Annotated in this window: 12 protein-coding genes and 3 pseudogenes; 8 read left to right on the top strand and 7 right to left on the bottom strand. The window is 61.7% G+C overall.

All coding sequences use genetic code 11. From position 1 onward, the window contains the following. The first annotated feature begins 462 nt into the window (after window positions 1-462). The 4 genes and pseudogenes from LG388_RS19990 to LG388_RS20005 all read left to right on the top strand — a co-directional run. Complete coding sequence (locus LG388_RS19990; RefSeq protein WP_225782489.1) at window positions 463-1,293, top strand: hypothetical protein; 831 nt, start codon at window positions 463-465, stop codon at window positions 1,291-1,293. Next, window positions 1,290-2,213 (top strand): hypothetical protein, encoded by a 924-nt coding sequence (locus LG388_RS19995; RefSeq protein WP_225782490.1) that lies wholly within the window; start codon window positions 1,290-1,292, stop codon window positions 2,211-2,213. Before LG388_RS19990 ends, LG388_RS19995 begins: the two co-directional genes overlap by 4 nt. A 323-nt stretch (window positions 2,214-2,536) precedes the next feature. Then, window positions 2,537-2,686, top strand: a complete 150-nt coding sequence (locus tag LG388_RS20000) for a hypothetical protein (RefSeq protein ID WP_225782783.1) — start codon at window positions 2,537-2,539, stop codon at window positions 2,684-2,686. 294 nt (window positions 2,687-2,980) lie between these two features. Beyond that, window positions 2,981-4,201 (top strand): annotated as a pseudogene (locus LG388_RS20005) (Tn3-like element IS1071 family transposase); the annotation flags it as partial. Between the two features lie 151 nt (window positions 4,202-4,352). Here LG388_RS20005 and LG388_RS20010 read toward each other — a convergent pair. Then, window positions 4,353-5,441 (bottom strand): IS5-like element ISCte5 family transposase, encoded by a 1,089-nt coding sequence (locus tag LG388_RS20010; protein WP_225781276.1) that lies wholly within the window; start codon window positions 5,439-5,441, stop codon window positions 4,353-4,355. 82 nt (window positions 5,442-5,523) lie between these two features. Here LG388_RS20010 and LG388_RS20015 point away from each other — a divergent pair. From LG388_RS20015 to istB, 3 genes and pseudogenes are all read left to right on the top strand, one after another. Beyond that, window positions 5,524-7,221, top strand: a pseudogene (locus LG388_RS20015) (Tn3-like element IS1071 family transposase); the annotation flags it as partial. A gap of 159 nt (window positions 7,222-7,380) precedes the next feature. Beyond that, window positions 7,381-8,907 carry an IS21 family transposase gene (istA, locus tag LG388_RS20020; protein WP_225782461.1) on the top strand — a complete coding sequence of 509 codons (1,527 nt, stop codon included), beginning with the start codon at window positions 7,381-7,383 and terminating at the stop codon, window positions 8,905-8,907. Continuing rightward, on the top strand, window positions 8,900-9,715 hold the full coding sequence (istB, locus tag LG388_RS20025; protein WP_225782451.1) for an IS21-like element helper ATPase IstB: 816 nt from the start codon (window positions 8,900-8,902) through the stop codon (window positions 9,713-9,715). Before istA ends, istB begins: the two co-directional genes overlap by 8 nt. A 410-nt stretch (window positions 9,716-10,125) precedes the next feature. On the opposite strand, the pseudogene LG388_RS20030 reads toward istB, so the two are convergent. Together LG388_RS20030 and LG388_RS20035 are read right to left on the bottom strand one after the other, a co-directional pair. Beyond that, window positions 10,126-10,989, bottom strand: a pseudogene (locus LG388_RS20030) (class I SAM-dependent DNA methyltransferase); the annotation flags it as partial. A 24-nt stretch (window positions 10,990-11,013) separates the two neighbouring features. After that, on the bottom strand, window positions 11,014-12,048 hold the full coding sequence (locus LG388_RS20035) for an IS630 family transposase (protein WP_225781239.1): 1,035 nt from the start codon (window positions 12,046-12,048) through the stop codon (window positions 11,014-11,016). A gap of 248 nt (window positions 12,049-12,296) precedes the next feature. On the opposite strand from LG388_RS20035, the gene LG388_RS20040 reads away from it, so the two are divergent. After that, window positions 12,297-13,385, top strand: coding sequence for an IS5-like element ISCte5 family transposase (locus LG388_RS20040; RefSeq protein ID WP_225781276.1), 1,089 nt, complete (start codon window positions 12,297-12,299; stop codon window positions 13,383-13,385). Window positions 13,386-13,580: 195 nt separating this feature from the next. On the opposite strand, the gene LG388_RS20045 is transcribed toward LG388_RS20040, so the two are convergent. Genes LG388_RS20045 through LG388_RS20060 form a run of 4 tightly spaced genes read right to left on the bottom strand, consistent with a single transcriptional unit; the run spans window position 13,581 to window position 15,278 of the window. After that, a complete protein-coding gene (locus LG388_RS20045; RefSeq protein ID WP_225784446.1) occupies window positions 13,581-14,075 on the bottom strand; it encodes a DUF2514 family protein in 495 nt (164 codons plus the stop codon). Next, complete coding sequence (locus tag LG388_RS20050) at window positions 14,072-14,581, bottom strand: lysozyme (protein ID WP_225784447.1); 510 nt, start codon at window positions 14,579-14,581, stop codon at window positions 14,072-14,074. The genes LG388_RS20045 and LG388_RS20050 overlap by 4 nt, the downstream gene beginning before the upstream one ends. Further along, entirely contained in the window at window positions 14,578-14,913 is a 336-nt protein-coding gene (locus LG388_RS20055) for a hypothetical protein (protein WP_225784448.1), read from the bottom strand. Before LG388_RS20055 ends, LG388_RS20050 begins: the two co-directional genes overlap by 4 nt. Before the next feature lie 50 nt (window positions 14,914-14,963). Beyond that, the gene (locus tag LG388_RS20060) at window positions 14,964-15,278 is read right to left on the bottom strand and encodes a hypothetical protein (protein WP_225784449.1); all 315 of its coding nucleotides are present in this window, start codon (window positions 15,276-15,278) and stop codon (window positions 14,964-14,966) included. Window positions 15,279-15,285 lie beyond the last annotated feature (7 nt).

Here is a 15,285-nt window from a genome sequence, read left to right on the forward strand (position 1 = left end):
CACCGAAATCCACGGTCCTGGGCGGCGGGAATAAGTCGCAGACCGTACTGTCGTGCGGGACAGGTGACTGACCGCACTCGCTGCAGACTTGCCGGTCAAGACACGGGTGTCGCTACAAGGCTGGTTGCGGTCGGACGCTTTGGGTCGGCAACTGTCGGCGATGGCCGAAACCTGCCGCTGAATTGCCCCAAATCGTCGACACTCCGAGTCTAGGCATAAGCCTCACAGTCGCCTAGAGCCGCGCCGCGCGGTCGTTAGCGGGTAAATCACGCCGCATGCTGCCCATCAGAAAAGGGTAACTTTGCGGTAAACATTTGCGGTAAAAATAGAACATTGAGAAATAGAAGGGCGCAGCCCCCGTTCAAGGAGAAGCCCATGCCAGATACCCAGTCTGCAGCCCCACCGCCCGCGACCGCCATTGAGACTTCAGCGCCTGTTCACGCTTTCCCCGTAGAAGTGCCCATGCTTGACGCATCGGCATGGCGTGAATATCGCGGCCAGCCAGGTAAGGCGACGGCCAACTCCACTCACATCGCAGTGGTGGCAGACGATGCGGGTGTGGAGCGCATATGTTTTGTAAAACTTGCGCCCAGGCTCGACAAGCCGACACTGCTCTGCGAAGCACTCGGCTGGGTTCTTGCCGGCCACGCGGGGTTGCGCCGATCCGAATTCGGAGCCATCATTCTTGTGAACAAGGCTAGGCTTGCTAAAAGCCAGCCGCTTACTCTCGAATGCGCCGCTTTCCAAGGCGACTTCATCCCAGCCTGGTGCAGCGAAGCCATTCCGGGCAACTCTGTGCTCTCACACGCGAAGTCGCCATCTAGGCCGGGCATGCAGTTCATCACCGAGCACAAGACCTTCATGAACTCGAACGATGCCCGCAAGTTCGCGGCTTTCGATCAGTGGACGGGGCTTCGCGACCGAAACATGGGCAACGTAATTCGGCACAAGGCTGGCGGTTACGCATCCATCGACCATGAGACGATGCTTCACGACATACTCTGGGTTTCCTCGGACTTCAACCACAACTGCCTTGTCAAGCATGCTGAGAAGACCTTGGACCACAAGCGGGTCAGGGCATTTAAGGCCGATATGACGCGGGCCGCCGCCGGTCATGCTGAAGCACTTGCCAGCGCGCAAGCAGAGCTCAATGCCCTTCTGAACCTCTTACTGCCGGGAGCAGCAGCGGAGCATTCAGCCGCCATGAACTTTCTGGCTGCACGCTCGCAAAGAGGATGGCTGGCAAGCGAGTTGGGCGTTCTAGATATGGCCACAAAGGGGAACACGCCATGAGCGAAACAACAAGGAGTCGGCCAAGACTGGACTACTCCGCCTTGCTGCGATCAGCAAAGGCGACTCCCAAGCCTGGCTTCTCGGGATGGTGGTCCTACATCGAGTTTCAACCCGACATCTTTTCGCCGCAGCGCTTCCCAATTGGCGTGGTCGTGCAGGCGGACGACGAAAGGCTCTACTTCAAACTGCTTGATGACTTCAAGAAGTTCGATTGTGTCTATCCGGAGGGGTTCCCTCACAGTTCCGCCAAGGCATTGATGGCCTATGCCTATGGTGTGCTTCAAGCCGCCATCAAGGAGAAGACTCCCTTGAGTCAAATCCTATTCGACAGCCACGTACTTTCGCTCTCCCGGCCAGTCCACACCTCAGGCAGTGATCGGGAAGCTGCTGTAGAGCGACTTTTCAGCGATGTGGTCGCCATGGTCCCATCGAACGTGAAGAAGGTCCGAGAGTTCGCGAGTATCGACACAGCAGCAGCCAGAAAGCTCGTCAACGAGAAACTCAAGGAAATCGCCGCCATGGATTTCGAGCGCTTTGTGATGGTCGACCATCCTGGTCTGCTCGTCCCAGGAGATGGCAACGATCGCCACTACCTCGACTTGAATCTGATGACTCCCAAGAGCTGTGGCGCAGTTGCGTCTGCCGTCTACAAGTCGCAGCAGTCTGTGGAACTGAACCTGTTGAAAGCCGGTCTTGACCTGAAAACATGCAGAAAGGTTAAGAACCTCGAATCCGCAGGGTTGTTCCTCTTGACTCCCGATCCAAGCTCAATGGAACCTCGCGAATTCCGTCGAATCGAAGAGACGATAGGCGAACATGAATGGAAGCTCGAACGTGACGGTTTCCGATTCGTGAGCATGCAAGAGCCCGCCGATCTTGCCCGCGAAATCTATGACTGGGCCAAGCCTGCGTTGGCTTGAACGGCCGGGGCGATTCCAACCTTACTTTCGCGCAGTGTCGCATAGCTGGGACAGCTGTGCGGCGATTCGAGTCCGCCGCTCTGATGGGAATCAATCATTCACAGCGCGAGGCGGCAGGGTGCCAACTGTCTCGGCAATTCCACCCGTCGGTATCGCACATCGAAGTATCGGTCGCTTGGTTGAAGGTCAGCTTTGCGACCCTCAGCTTGAGCCGACTATGCCAGAGCGACTGACAGCACTCGCTGGAGGCTGTGTGAAAACCCTCTCTCACCTCTGCGACCCAGCTGGTAGAGTCTGTGGACATATTGAGCAGCGAGGTCAATATGTCCAGATTCATCGAAGGTCAGGACAGGCAGCAAGTCACATTGCTGCCGGAGTGCCTGGATGACTTCATCGCAGAGGACAACACGGTTCGAATCGTGGATGCCTTCATCAATGAGTTGGACCGTAAGCAAACGGCGAACCCATCTTGAAGGGAGGTGGGGGTCTGAGCAAGATCGTGTGCACGCAACCTTGCGTGGACACTATGCTCAAAGAACCTCAAACCCCTCGTTACACCGTGCGGCGCACGCACCGCACCTACACCCCGCAATTCAAAGCTGAACTTGTGGCCGCGTGCCAAGGGGTCTCCTCGTTTTCAGTGCAATAAGTGACGGTACGCAAAGCTAGCACTGGCGCGGGGGTGGTCTGGGTAGACCGTTGATTTCATTGACTTTCCTGTTCGCTTTGTAAACGGGTATGGTGGCCTCCCACTTTTGAGGTTCACGATGCAGGGTTGGCACACAACGTTTTTGGGGATGCGTGGGCTCCCCCGCGATATCAGCGACTTCGAGATGAAGGCATTTTTCACCTTCGATGGTGCCGAGCGCGACGCAATCAATGCACGCCGAGGTGATTCCCACAAGCTTGGTCTGGCGCTCCATATTGGTTTCCTGCGCATGAGTGGGCGTTTGCTCGGTGCCTTTCGGGTAATTCCAGTAGCCTTGTGGCGCCACCTTGGCAACGAGCTTGGCATTGCAGCACCAGAAGTCGCCTCGCTGAGAGCCATGTATGAACGCGGGCGCACGCTATTCGATCACCAACAAGTAGCCTGCACGGTCCTTGGATTCCAGTGGATGAGCGAGCACCAGCGCCGCTCACTGGTACGTGAACTGCGCGACGAAGTGGCGCGCTGCGCCGACCGCGATCAGCTACTCGTGCGGGCGCGTCAATGGCTGTACAAGAACAAGCTGGTGATCGTGCACGAGCGGGCAATTCGGACACTGATTGCGGCGGCACTTGCCCAGCTTGAAGTTGAAACAGGCACCGCCATCGCCGCCAGCGTTGATCCAGCAACACTTGATCGCTGGCGAGCCTCAGTTTCAGAGCTGCGCCCAGATGGACAAACCCAGCAGAGTTGGCTATGGGCTGCACCGGCGAAACACTCAACCCGCCAAATCAGCGAGGTACTGGAGCGCATCGACCTGCTTTACACGCTGGACGTTCATAAGCACCTGGCAGACATCCCCGATCTCATCTTGCGCCGCTACGCGCGCCGACTTGTCTCCAGGCCGCCCTCAGCCGGAGCCAAGATCAAAGAGCCAGCGCGCACCGTGGAGGTCGCATGCTTTCTTCGGTATTGCCTGTTCACCACCACAGACCAGTTGATCCTTATGGTGCAGCGCCGGATCGCCGATCTGTGGCGTCAGGCTGCCGCCGATGTCCCCGCTACCGTCAATTGGGCCGCAATGTACAAAACGCTGCTCGGCGAACTTGTTGCCTTGAGCGCGCAAGGTGCGGTGCCAGATGCTGAGTTGCGTGCCCGTCTTGAAGCCTTGATCACCGAAACCCAGAAACGCAAACCACCGAGCAGGGCCTCCCTGGTCCGCGAGGGATTGATTGATGGAATTCGCCCCGTGCGGTCGTTGCTCGTCGCCATTGCAAAGCTGCCCTGGCAGGCCACCGGCGAGCATCCTGCCATCGAGTACCTTGCCAAGCTGCAAGCTTTATCAGGCCGTTGAAAAAATGCTCATCGAACGCGCCAGGGTCGTGGATTTCGAAGAAACGGATCGCCCAAACTGGCCTGCGCAGCGATTGGAGCGGCCATTTCGGCCTGTTTGCAGGCCGTTTTGCCCGTTCCGGGCGCACGTATCCCATGGTTCACGCATGATGCGCGTCCCACCAGCCGCCCAGACTGCCCATGCGCACCAGGTTGTAGGTGGCAAAGCACAGCAGCGCCTGGCCCGCGAGCTTGGCCTGACCGATCAATTTGGTCTTGGCCAGACCACCCACTGTCTTGATCCAGCCAAAGGCCTCCTCGATGCGCTTGCGCACTTTGAGGCTGGTCTTGTAGCCCTCGTGGCGCCGGATGCGGCCATCGACCGCCGAGTGCTTGTCCTTGGCCGCCACGTGTGGCGTGACTTTGAGCTTTCGGCAGCCCTTGATGAAGGCCTGGCTGTCGTAACCTTTGTCGGCCCCGACCGTGGCCCGCTTGTTCTTGTTTCCCCGGCGTTTGAGCATCGCCAGCGCCGCCTCGCGCTCGGCGGTGCCACTGGCATGTGTGATCTCCACATCCACGATCAGCCCGTTGCGGTTCTCCATGAGGATGTGCCCCATGTGGCACAGGCGAGATTTGTCGCCCGCGCTCTTCTTGAACAGCCGGGCATCGGCATCGGTGGTGCTGGCGTGGGTGTCGTTGCAGCGCTCCTGCCCTTTGAAGTTCACCTCGGGGTTGCGTCCGGGTGGCGTGCCGCTGTCGTCGTCTTTGCGTTTGAAACTCTTGTGCGAGGCCCAGGCCTCAATCAGCGTGCCGTCCACGCTGAAGTGTTCGTCGCTGGCAAGCCGGCCCCACTGGGCGCTGAGCTTGACGCGCTCGAAGAAGGCGCGCGCCAGGTCTTCGTTGAAGAGGCGTTCGCGGTTGGCGCTGAAGGTGGAGTGGTCCCAGACCTTGTCTTCAATGTTCAGGCCCACGAACCAGCGGTACAGCAGGTTGTAGTTGACCGCCTCGACCAGCTGGCGTTCGCTGCGGATGGAGAACAGGATTTGCAGCAGCAAGGCCTTGAGCAGCATCTCCGGCGGCACCGAGGGGCGGCCACGGCGGGCGTACACCGCTTCGAACTCGCTGTTCATGCTCGACAGCAGCGCATCCACCACGGCGCGCAACTTGCGCAGCGGGTGTGCCGCTGGCACTCTTTCTTCAAGGCTGATGTAGCTAAACATCGCCCCCTGGAAGTCTTGGTTGCCTCTCATCTTTCTTGTCGCAGTTGTTCCGGGATGGCTTCAGATCGTAGCGGCCGACGCGGACGCTCGCAGGGGATTTTTCAACGGCCTGTTATATCTCAAAGGATCCAGAAAGCTGCCAGTTGAAGTGGTGGCACCAAGTCTGGGAATGATCTGGCAGGTTTCGATCTCCAGCCCAGACCGGGAACGGGCGTTTCAGGCGTTGGAGGTGGCCACCCTGTTTGCCCTGCGCCGCGCGGTGCGCAATGGCTCGGTCTGGATTGAGCACAGCCTGAGCTTTCGGGGTCGTGCGCGCTTGTTCTTCACGGACGAGCGTTGGCAGGCAGAGTCCAAGAAACACTATGCCCGTCTATCGTTACCCAGCAAGGCTGCCACTTTCTTGAAGCCTTTGCTGGCCAGAGTAACTGCCGGTGTCGATGCGGTGGCCGCTGCAGCCCGCAGTGGCGTACTGCGCGTGGATGATGAACTCCATTTGTCGCCATTGCCCGCAGAGGACGAAGACCCAGAAGTGACCAAGCTGCGCGCGGCTTTGGATCACCGCATCGGTGAGGTTCAATTGCCGGAAGTGATTCTGGCCGTTGACGCCCAGGTGCGCTTTAGCTGGATCATGCTCGGACGTGAGCCGCGCTCTACCGACGAGCTGCTGATGGTCTATGCCGGCATCATGGCCCACGGCACCAGTCTGACTGCGGTCGAATGCGCGCGCATGATTCCGCAATTGTCTGCCACCAGCATTCGCCAGGCCATGCGCTGGGCGCGGGACGAACGGCGTCTGAGCCAGGCCTGCCAGGCTGTGCTGGAATTCATGCAGCGACACCCGATTGCCGCCACCTGGGGGCGGTCCGATTTGGCATCTTCTGACATGATGAGCATGGAGACCACCAAACGGGTGTGGCAAGCCCGGCTTGATCCTCGGCGCAACACACCTTCCATTGGAATCTACTCCCATGTAAAAGACCGGTGGGGCATCTTCCATGCGCAGCCCTTTGTGCTCAATGAGCGCCAGGCGGGCGTGGCCATTGAAGGTGTCATCCGCCAAGAAAAGCTGGAGACCAGCCAGCTTGCTGTGGATACCCATGGCTACACCGACTTTGCCATGTCACATGCCCGTTTGCTTGGTTTTGATCTTTGCCCGCGGTTGAAGGAACTCAAACAGCGCCACCTCTTTGTGCCACGCGGCACCAAAGTGCCCGCAGAAATCGCTGCGGTGTGCGAAGCCAATGTCGACGTCGCTTTGATCGAAAAGCATTGGGATAGTCTGGTGCACCTGGCAGCCTCGGTCATGAGCGGACATGCCAGTGCGGTGGCAGCTCTTGCGCGGTTCGGTTCTGCCGCCCAGGGCGATCCAATCTATGAGGCTGGCGTGCAATTGGGGCGGTTGCTGCGTACGGCGTTTTTGGCTGACTACTTTGTCAAGGACGCTTTCAGGAACGAGTTGCGCCGGGTGCTCAATCGGGGCGAGGCTGTTAACGCCCTCAAGCGCGCCATTTATACCGGCCGGATCAGCCCGGCGCAGGCCAAACGTGTCGATGAAATGCAGGCTGTGGCCGATGCGTTGAGCCTGATGGCCAACATCGTGATGGCGTGGAATACCTCACAGATGCAGGCGGTCCTGGATCGCTGGTCGAACCGCCGCCAGGTCATTCCACCGGAACTGATCGGGAAGATTGCGCCCACCAGGCTGGAGAGCATCAACTTGCGGGGTGTGTTTCGCTTCCCGGTTGACCGCTATGCTGACCAAATCCTGCCTTCGCGGCCAAATGCATCGATAACTGGCACCAATGGATGAAACCGACCACGGTTTGACGCCACGAATCGCAGATTTGAAAGTGATGTTGATTCATTTCCAAAGCTGGGCCATTTCGGGACGCATTCACGTTGAAATTTGAGCCACGTTGCCGCTCTATCCTGCTGAATTTTTCAGCACGGGGGAGCAGGAGTGATCAACGTGAGCACATTGAGCAAGTTACGCCGCCTCGTGCTGAGGCAGGACGTGTCGGTGCGCGAGGCCAGCCGGCGCCTGGGCATCTCGCGCAACACAGCCACCAAGTGGCTCAAAGACGGGCAGATGGCCGAACCCCGATACCCGCAGCGGGTGTCGGGCCCCAGCATCCTGGATCCGTACAAGGAGCAGTTGAGCCAATGGCTCAAGGCCGATAGCCATCGCAGCAAACGCGATCGACGCGGGATCAAGGCCATGTTTGAGGCGCTGCGCGCGCAGGGCTACAGCGGCAGCCGAGGGCCGGTCTACGCCTTTGCCCAGCGCTGGCAGCAAGAGCAAGGCAACGCTGCGCGTGGTGCGGGGTTCGTGCCGCTGAGCTTCGAGTTGGGCGAGGCGTTCCAGTTCGACTGGAGCTGCGAGTACCTGTTCATCGGCGGGCTGCGCCGCCGCCTGGAAGTGGCACACACCAAGCTGGCGGCCAGTCGCGCCTTCTGCCTGGTGGCGTACTACAGCCAAGCGCACGAGATGCTGTTCGATGCGCACGCACGGGCGTTCGCCCTCTTCGGTGGCGTGCCCCGGCGGGGCATCTACGACAACATGAAGACCGCTGTGGACAAGGTCGGCCATGGCAAACAGCGCAGCGTCAATGCACGCTTCGAGGCGATGACCGGGCACTACCTGTTCGAGCCGGAGTTCTGCAACCGGGCCGCCGGCTGGGAGAAGGGGGTCGTGGAGAAGAACGTTCAGGATCGGCGCAAGGACATCTGGCGTGAGGCCAGCGAGCGGCGCTGGGGGACGCTTGGTGAACTCAACGACTGGTTGCAGCAGGCCTGCGTGAAGGCCTGGGCTGAGATGAGTCACCCGGAATGGACTCAGCTCACGGTGGCCGATGTCTGGCAGGACGAACGTGCTCGTCTCATGCCCAACCCCCGTGCGTTTGATGGCTACGTGGAGCAGCCGGTACGGGTCTCTGCGACCGCACTGATCCACTTCCAGCGCAACCGCTACAGCGTGCCGTGTGAATGGATTCATGCGGTGGTCAGTCTGCGGGCCTACGCGGATGGCCTGCTGGTGGTCGGGCCCGATGGGCGACAGGTGCGCCTGGCGCGCAGCTTCGAACGTGATCAGACGCTCTACGACTGGATGCATTACATCGCGCTCATCGAGCGAAAGCCCGGCGCGCTGCGCAACGGCGCGCCCTTCAAGACCATGCCCGAGCCACTGCAGGAAATGCAGCGCCAGTTGCTGCGCCACAGCGGTGGCGACAGGGTGATGGCGCAGGTGCTCATGGGGGTGAGCCTGCATGGACTGGAGGCCGTGGTGGTGGCGGTAGAGCTGGCGCTGCAGTCCGGGCGGGTGAGTGCCGAGCACGTGCTCAACGTGCTCTCGCGTCTGAAGGAGCAGCGCGTGCCCGAGCCACCGGTGGCCACGATGCTCAAGCTCAACACGCCGCCACTGGCCAACCTGCAGCGCTACGACGCACTGCGCAACGTCCAGCCTCATGAGGCATCACCGGAGTCCGACCATGCATGACGTCATTGATGCCCTCAAAGCGCTGGGCCTGCACGGCATGGCCAGTGCCTGGCCGGAGGTACTGGGCACCGCCCGCATGAAGTCGCTGGATCATGAGGCCGTGCTGCACCAGCTCATCAAGGCCGAGACCGCTCAGCGTGAGGTGCGTTCCATGGCTTACCAGATGCGCGTGGCGCGCTTCCCTTCGCACCGTGACCTCGCCGGCTTTGACTTCGCCCACGCGCAGCTCGACGAAGCACTGGTGCGCCAGTTGCACACCCTTCGCTTCGTGGAGTCGGCGCACAACGTGGTGCTGGTTGGTGGCCCCGGCACGGGTAAAACCCACCTGGCCACGAGCCTGGGGATCGAGGCCATTCGCATGCATGGCAAGCGGGTGCGCTTCTTCTCAACGGTGGAGCTGGTCAACGCCCTGGAGCTGGAGAAGGCGCAGAACAAGGCCGGGCAAATGGCGCACCGCCTGATGTACGTCGATCTGGTGATCCTGGATGAACTGGGCTACCTGCCATTCACGCAGTCGGGCGGCGCGATGCTGTTCCACCTGCTCTCCAAACTCTATGAGCGAACGAGCGTGGTGATCACCACCAACCTCACCTTCTCGGAGTGGAGCAGCGTCTTTGGAGACGCCAAGATGACCACGGCCTTGCTTGACCGGCTCACGCACCATTGCCACATCGTCGAGACGGGCAACGAGAGCTGGCGATTCAAGCACTCCAGTGCCGCTGGCGCGGCTCCCCCAAAGCAACGCCCAAAGAGCCAGAAAGGAGATCGAAAAACAGCAGACCCGATAGACTTATCCACAACCGAATAGTCAAAGAATCCATCAACCCAGTGGCTCAATATTCAACGTGATCACTGGCTCAGTTGTGCTGATGAATCAACAAGCGGGCACAGAGAGCAGCGCCGCATGGCCGAGGCTCGCATACATGGAGAACAACAGAGTGCCTTCGGGCCAAACCTTCAGGCGCTTACTCTCAATACCCGAACTCGTAAGACGCTTTGCGGTAAAGCGCACATGAGTTCGATCAGACAAGTCGCCAATCGCGACCCATGGCGTCCCACTGTCATCGTCCGACCAATAGTCCGCTTGGTCGGTATCCGGGGTTCCTCCAGAGCCCATGCCCGACAGCAAGAACTTGAGGCGGCCAACTTGCCAATGCGATGGCAGAGCCCCAAGCCAAGGCACCCCACTGTCTCGATACTCGTCATACCTCGGCAACGTCATTCCGCCAACTCCCCCAACATCTTCATGATGCGGGCCGTTACTGTCTTCAGCTCCTCGTCGATGGCCTGCAGGCTGCGCGGCGGCTCGAAGACGTAGAAGTGGCGGTTGAAGGGAATCTCATAGCCGACCTTGCTTTTCTCCGTGTCGATCCACGCGTCGGGTGCATGGGGCAGCACTTCGCGCTGGAAGTAGGCGTCGATGTCTTCCGTCAGCGGCACGTTCTCGGTGTCGCGCAGTGCGCTGTCGGGTTGCGGCTTGCCCTTCTGCTTGCCCTTCTGCCCCAGCACCACGGCGCCTGCCTCATCACGCAGGGGGCGTTCGACGGTCAGGGTGGTGTAGCCGAAGTCCTGGTTTTTGAAGATGCGCGAGATGGGCACGCGCTTGAGGCGGCCACCTTCGGGCAGATTCTGGAACTCGGCGGGCCACGCGGCGCCGGCCACGATCAGTTGTGGCTCGCCCATCGGCTGCCCTTGCGCGTCGAACACGCTGACCTGCTCGGCTTCGGCAAAGCTGCCAAACAACTGCGTGACGGTGGCGATGTGCGCATCGCTCATCTCCTTGCGTTTGCTGCCCAGGCTCTTGCGCATCTTCTGCCAGTAGCTGCTGGCGTCGATGAGTTGCACCTTGCCCTTGCGCACGGCCGGCTTCTTGTTCGACAGGATCCACACATAGGTGGCAATGCCGGTGTTGTAGAACATGTCGGTGGGCAAGCCCACGATGGCCTCCACCAGGTCGTTCTCCAGCACGTAGCGGCGGATTTCGCTTTCGCCACTGCCCGCGCCGCCCGTGAACAAGGGCGAGCCGTTGAGCACGATGCCGAAGCGGCTGCCGCCTTCCTGCGCGGGGCGCATCTTGGCTATTGATCCGGCCTCAATGAACTTGACTCAAGCCGCATAGCGTACCGTGGCGTGCTCGAAGTACTTGCGGATGCGCTCGGGCTGGCGTTGCACGCTGCGAAGGTGCTTGGCTGTGGCTTTGGCCAGTTGCAGCTTCGTTCGCGCCGGTGCCAGCTTCGTGACCGCCTGCTTGATATCCGCATTGGCCATCTCATCCGGGTTCAACTCCGGGCTATAGCTCGGTAGGTAGAACACCTCGATGGCATCGGCATGCTCGGCCAGCCAGGCCTTGACCGGTTTGGCATGATGCACCCGCAGGTTGTCCAGGATCAGGAACACCTTCTTGGTCTGTCCCTTGATCAGCCGGCGCAGGAAGTCGATCAGGATTGTGGTGTTGAGCGCCCCGTCAAAGATGCGCCAGCGCATCTGCCCTTTGTTGGTCACGGTGGAGATGACCGACAGGTTGTGGCGCTTGTTGTTGACCCGCACCACCGGCGTCTGGCCCTTGGGCGCAAAACCACGGCCGCGTACATCGTCGCTGCGCAGTCCACTCTCGTCGCCCCAGTGAATTTCGGCTCCCTCGGCCTTGGCCCGCGCGGCAATGGCGGGGTAGTCCTCGTCGAGCCACTTCTTGACCGCCGCCGGTGACTGCTCGTAGGCCTTCTTCATCGGCTTTTGCGGCGTGAAGCCCCAGCGCGCCAGGTACTTGCCCATGGTGCGCACTTGCAGTCGCAGCCCAAAGCGCTGTTCGATGAGTTGGGCCACAGCGGCGCGGGTCCACAGCGCGTAGGGCATCTTGAGCTGATCGGGCGTCTTGTCGGCGATGAGCTTGCGCACCAGGGCCTCCTGGGCGGGGTCGAGCAAGCGGTTTTCGCCGAGCTTGCGCCCGCCAATGGCGTCGTGCAGCGCCTTGGCACCGAGCGCCTCATGGCGTTTGCAGATGTTGAAGACGCCTGTGCGACTCAGGCCGGTGAGCGCGGCGATCTTGTCGTAGGTGTTGCCGGCCTTGCGTAGCCGGATGACCTGAACCCGGCGCTCATGCCGCGCTTCGTGGCTCAACGATCTCATGTCAGTTGCTTGCATGAATCCGAGTTGGGGGCGGTGCAGATAAATTCAAGTGCACAAGGGCCGAATCAATAGCTCGCCGTCGCTCAGGGCGGCAGGGATGGAATCGCTAGTGGAAGTGCCGGGCCCGCTCACGAGAACGCCGGGCTGCTGCGGTTGCTGGTTCATGCGCGCGGTCCTTTAGCAGGCCGTTGAAAAATCCCCTGCGAGCGTCCGCGTCGGCCGCTACGATCTGAAGCCATCCCGGAACAACTGCGACAAGAAAGATGAGAGGCAACCAAGACTTCCAGGGGGCGATGTTTAGCTACATCAGCCTTGAAGAAAGAGTGCCAGCGGCACACCCGCTGCGCAAGTTGCGCGCCGTGGTGGATGCGCTGCTGTCGAGCATGAACAGCGAGTTCGAAGCGGTGTACGCCCGCCGTGGCCGCCCCTCGGTGCCGCCGGAGATGCTGCTCAAGGCCTTGCTGCTGCAAATCCTGTTCTCCATCCGCAGCGAACGCCAGCTGGTCGAGGCGGTCAACTACAACCTGCTGTACCGCTGGTTCGTGGGCCTGAACATTGAAGACAAGGTCTGGGACCACTCCACCTTCAGCGCCAACCGCGAACGCCTCTTCAACGAAGACCTGGCGCGCGCCTTCTTCGAGCGCGTCAAGCTCAGCGCCCAGTGGGGCCGGCTTGCCAGCGACGAACACTTCAGCGTGGACGGCACGCTGATTGAGGCCTGGGCCTCGCACAAGAGTTTCAAACGCAAAGACGACGACAGCGGCACGCCACCCGGACGCAACCCCGAGGTGAACTTCAAAGGGCAGGAGCGCTGCAACGACACCCACGCCAGCACCACCGATGCCGATGCCCGGCTGTTCAAGAAGAGCGCGGGCGACAAATCTCGCCTGTGCCACATGGGGCACATCCTCATGGAGAACCGCAACGGGCTGATCGTGGATGTGGAGATCACACATGCCAGTGGCACCGCCGAGCGCGAGGCGGCGCTGGCGATGCTCAAACGCCGGGGAAACAAGAACAAGCGGGCCACGGTCGGGGCCGACAAAGGTTACGACAGCCAGGCCTTCATCAAGGGCTGCCGAAAGCTCAAAGTCACGCCACACGTGGCGGCCAAGGACAAGCACTCGGCGGTCGATGGCCGCATCCGGCGCCACGAGGGCTACAAGACCAGCCTCAAAGTGCGCAAGCGCATCGAGGAGGCCTTTGGCTGGATCAAGACAGTGGGTGGTCTGGCCAAGACCAAATTGATCGGTCAGGCCAAGCTCGCGGGCCAGGCGCTGCTGTGCTTTGCCACCTACAACCTGGTGCGCATGGGCAGTCTGGGCGGCTGGTGGGACGCGCATCATGCGTGAACCATGGGATACGTGCGCCCGGAACGGGCAAAACGGCCTGCAAACAGGCCGAAATGGCCGCTCCAATCGCTGCGCAGGCCAGTTTGGGCGATCCGTTTCTTCGAAATCCACGACCCTGGCGCGTTCGATGAGCATTTTTTCAACGGCCTGTTAGGTTGCCCGCATCTTCCGCCCCGCCCTCGCGCGCGGGAAACCCTACGGGGGGCTCAGGGAGAGGTAGGCGCGCTCGCAGGCGAGGCCGGCGATTCGGAGGCGGTCAGCGAATTCCGCCAGTTCTCCCGCTCGCTGGTCAGCCCGACCGAGCACGTCAACAAGCACGTCGAGGGAGGCCGAATCAGGCTGGGCCGGGCCTGTGCCGGCAGCGGCGGGACGCGGGCAGGCTCGACGGGCGGCACTGGCGGCTGCTGCGCGCAGGCTGTCACGAGCAGCGCGAGCATCGGCAAGCTGGCCCTCCAGGGCGTTGATTTCGGTCTGCGCGGCATTGGCCACCTCCTGCACGTCGCGCGTGCGCTTCGCTTCAATCTGGCGTTCGCGAGCCTCGGCGTCCGCCCTCGCCTTCTCAGCGGTCAGCCGGAACTCGGCCAGCGCGGTGCGCGCGTTGTTGCCGCGCATGCGCTCCACGCCGCCCCAGGCGAGCGCGCCTGCCAGAGCCAGGGCAAGCCAGAGGCGGAGGTCGAGCAGCGCGGTCATGCCGCAGTGGCCAGCTTCAAGCACCAGTTCATCTCGTACCGGCGCCGGTTCTGCAGGCCCTGCACGTAGACGCCGCGCGCGTAGCTCCACACCGGCCGGCCATCGGGTCCGTAGGCCAGCGCGCGGCATGCGTTCTCGCGCTGGCCGTCCCGCATCAGGTGCGCCGCTCGTGAGTTGCACGCGGCCGTCTTGCCCACGTTGATCGCGAACAGCGTCATCGCGTCGAAGCTGTTCTGGTCCATGCGCTCGGCAGGGATGCAGGCCAGGATCGCGCGGCCGTACTCGGTGGCGGTCTGCCGGTCAATGGCGTCGCACTCGGCTTGCGTGAGCGTCGAGCCCACCGGGCGCGGGGGCTGCGTGCGACCGCTGCAGTATGTCGGGAGGCCGCCAGCCAGCTTGTCGGCGTAGACGGTCAGGCGCTGGCCTTCCCACAGGTGCATTGCGCCCAGGATCGCGGCGCTGGCCAGGGTGAGCGCGCCCGTGGCGGCCTTGGCCTTCGGGGTCATTCGTCGGCCCCGGGCCGCAACTCGGCCCATTCGCTGGCGGTGTACACGTAGCGCTTCTTCGGCTTGATCCAGCCCAGCCGCTCCAGCATCGGGCGCCAGAACTTTTTCCAGAACCACTCGCCCATCAGGAGCGCGGTGTACAGGCCGGCCAGGATCGACGCGATGGTGCCCCAGGGGATGGCGTTGATCGCCGACCAGGTGGCGTAGCTTGCGCCAGCGGTGGCGGACTGCACGACCTGATCGGCCACGTCCGCCTTGGCTGTGACGGCTGCAGCAATCGCTGTCGCCGCCTTCGCCACTGGCATGCTGATGTCGGTTGCTGAGTTGTGCATGGCCGGCATCTTCCCGGCCGGCACCCGCGCGCGCGAACCCTTGTGGGGTGTCAGCGCTCCAGGATCTTGAGGAACACCGACCGGTCATCGGTGCGGCCGTCGGCAGTAGTGACGCGGAACGTGAGGCGCTGCGTCTTGCCTGCGATTCCGCCAGACACCCAGGCCGTCACGGTGGTGGCGTCGTTCGCGCTGCTTTCGACCGTCAGCCCGTCCTCGGCCACGATCTCGTGCGACACGATGGTGTCGCTGACGTTCTGCAGCCATGGCCCCCAGTCCTGCGAGTAGTCGAGGACCGCATCCGGGTCCTTGTCGATGGTCGGGCCCTTGCCGTCATCGCGGTACGTGGTCGGCTTGATGGTGGCCATGTCGTTT

The organism is Xenophilus sp. Marseille-Q4582 (assembly GCF_916700565.1).
Classification (GTDB): Bacteria; Pseudomonadota; Gammaproteobacteria; order Burkholderiales; family Burkholderiaceae_C; genus Xenophilus.

What these genes read in the sequence shown, in the direction of transcription:
- LG388_RS20045 (WP_225784446.1), bottom strand. Translation starts at nt 14,075, where the DNA reads ATGACCGCGCTGCTCGACCTCCGCCTCTGGCTTGCCCTGGCTCTGGCA.
- istB (WP_225782451.1), top strand. Translation starts at nt 8,900, where the DNA reads ATGCATGACGTCATTGATGCCCTCAAAGCGCTGGGCCTGCACGGCATG.
- LG388_RS20040 (WP_225781276.1), top strand. Translation starts at nt 12,297, where the DNA reads ATGAGAGGCAACCAAGACTTCCAGGGGGCGATGTTTAGCTACATCAGC.
- LG388_RS20050 (WP_225784447.1), bottom strand. Translation starts at nt 14,581, where the DNA reads ATGACCCCGAAGGCCAAGGCCGCCACGGGCGCGCTCACCCTGGCCAGC.
- LG388_RS19990 (WP_225782489.1), top strand. Translation starts at nt 463, where the DNA reads ATGCTTGACGCATCGGCATGGCGTGAATATCGCGGCCAGCCAGGTAAG.
- LG388_RS20055 (WP_225784448.1), bottom strand. Translation starts at nt 14,913, where the DNA reads ATGCACAACTCAGCAACCGACATCAGCATGCCAGTGGCGAAGGCGGCG.
- LG388_RS19995 (WP_225782490.1), top strand. Translation starts at nt 1,290, where the DNA reads ATGAGCGAAACAACAAGGAGTCGGCCAAGACTGGACTACTCCGCCTTG.
- LG388_RS20000 (WP_225782783.1), top strand. Translation starts at nt 2,537, where the DNA reads ATGTCCAGATTCATCGAAGGTCAGGACAGGCAGCAAGTCACATTGCTG.
- LG388_RS20035 (WP_225781239.1), bottom strand. Translation starts at nt 12,048, where the DNA reads ATGCAAGCAACTGACATGAGATCGTTGAGCCACGAAGCGCGGCATGAG.
- LG388_RS20010 (WP_225781276.1), bottom strand. Translation starts at nt 5,441, where the DNA reads ATGAGAGGCAACCAAGACTTCCAGGGGGCGATGTTTAGCTACATCAGC.
- LG388_RS20060 (WP_225784449.1), bottom strand. Translation starts at nt 15,278, where the DNA reads ATGGCCACCATCAAGCCGACCACGTACCGCGATGACGGCAAGGGCCCG.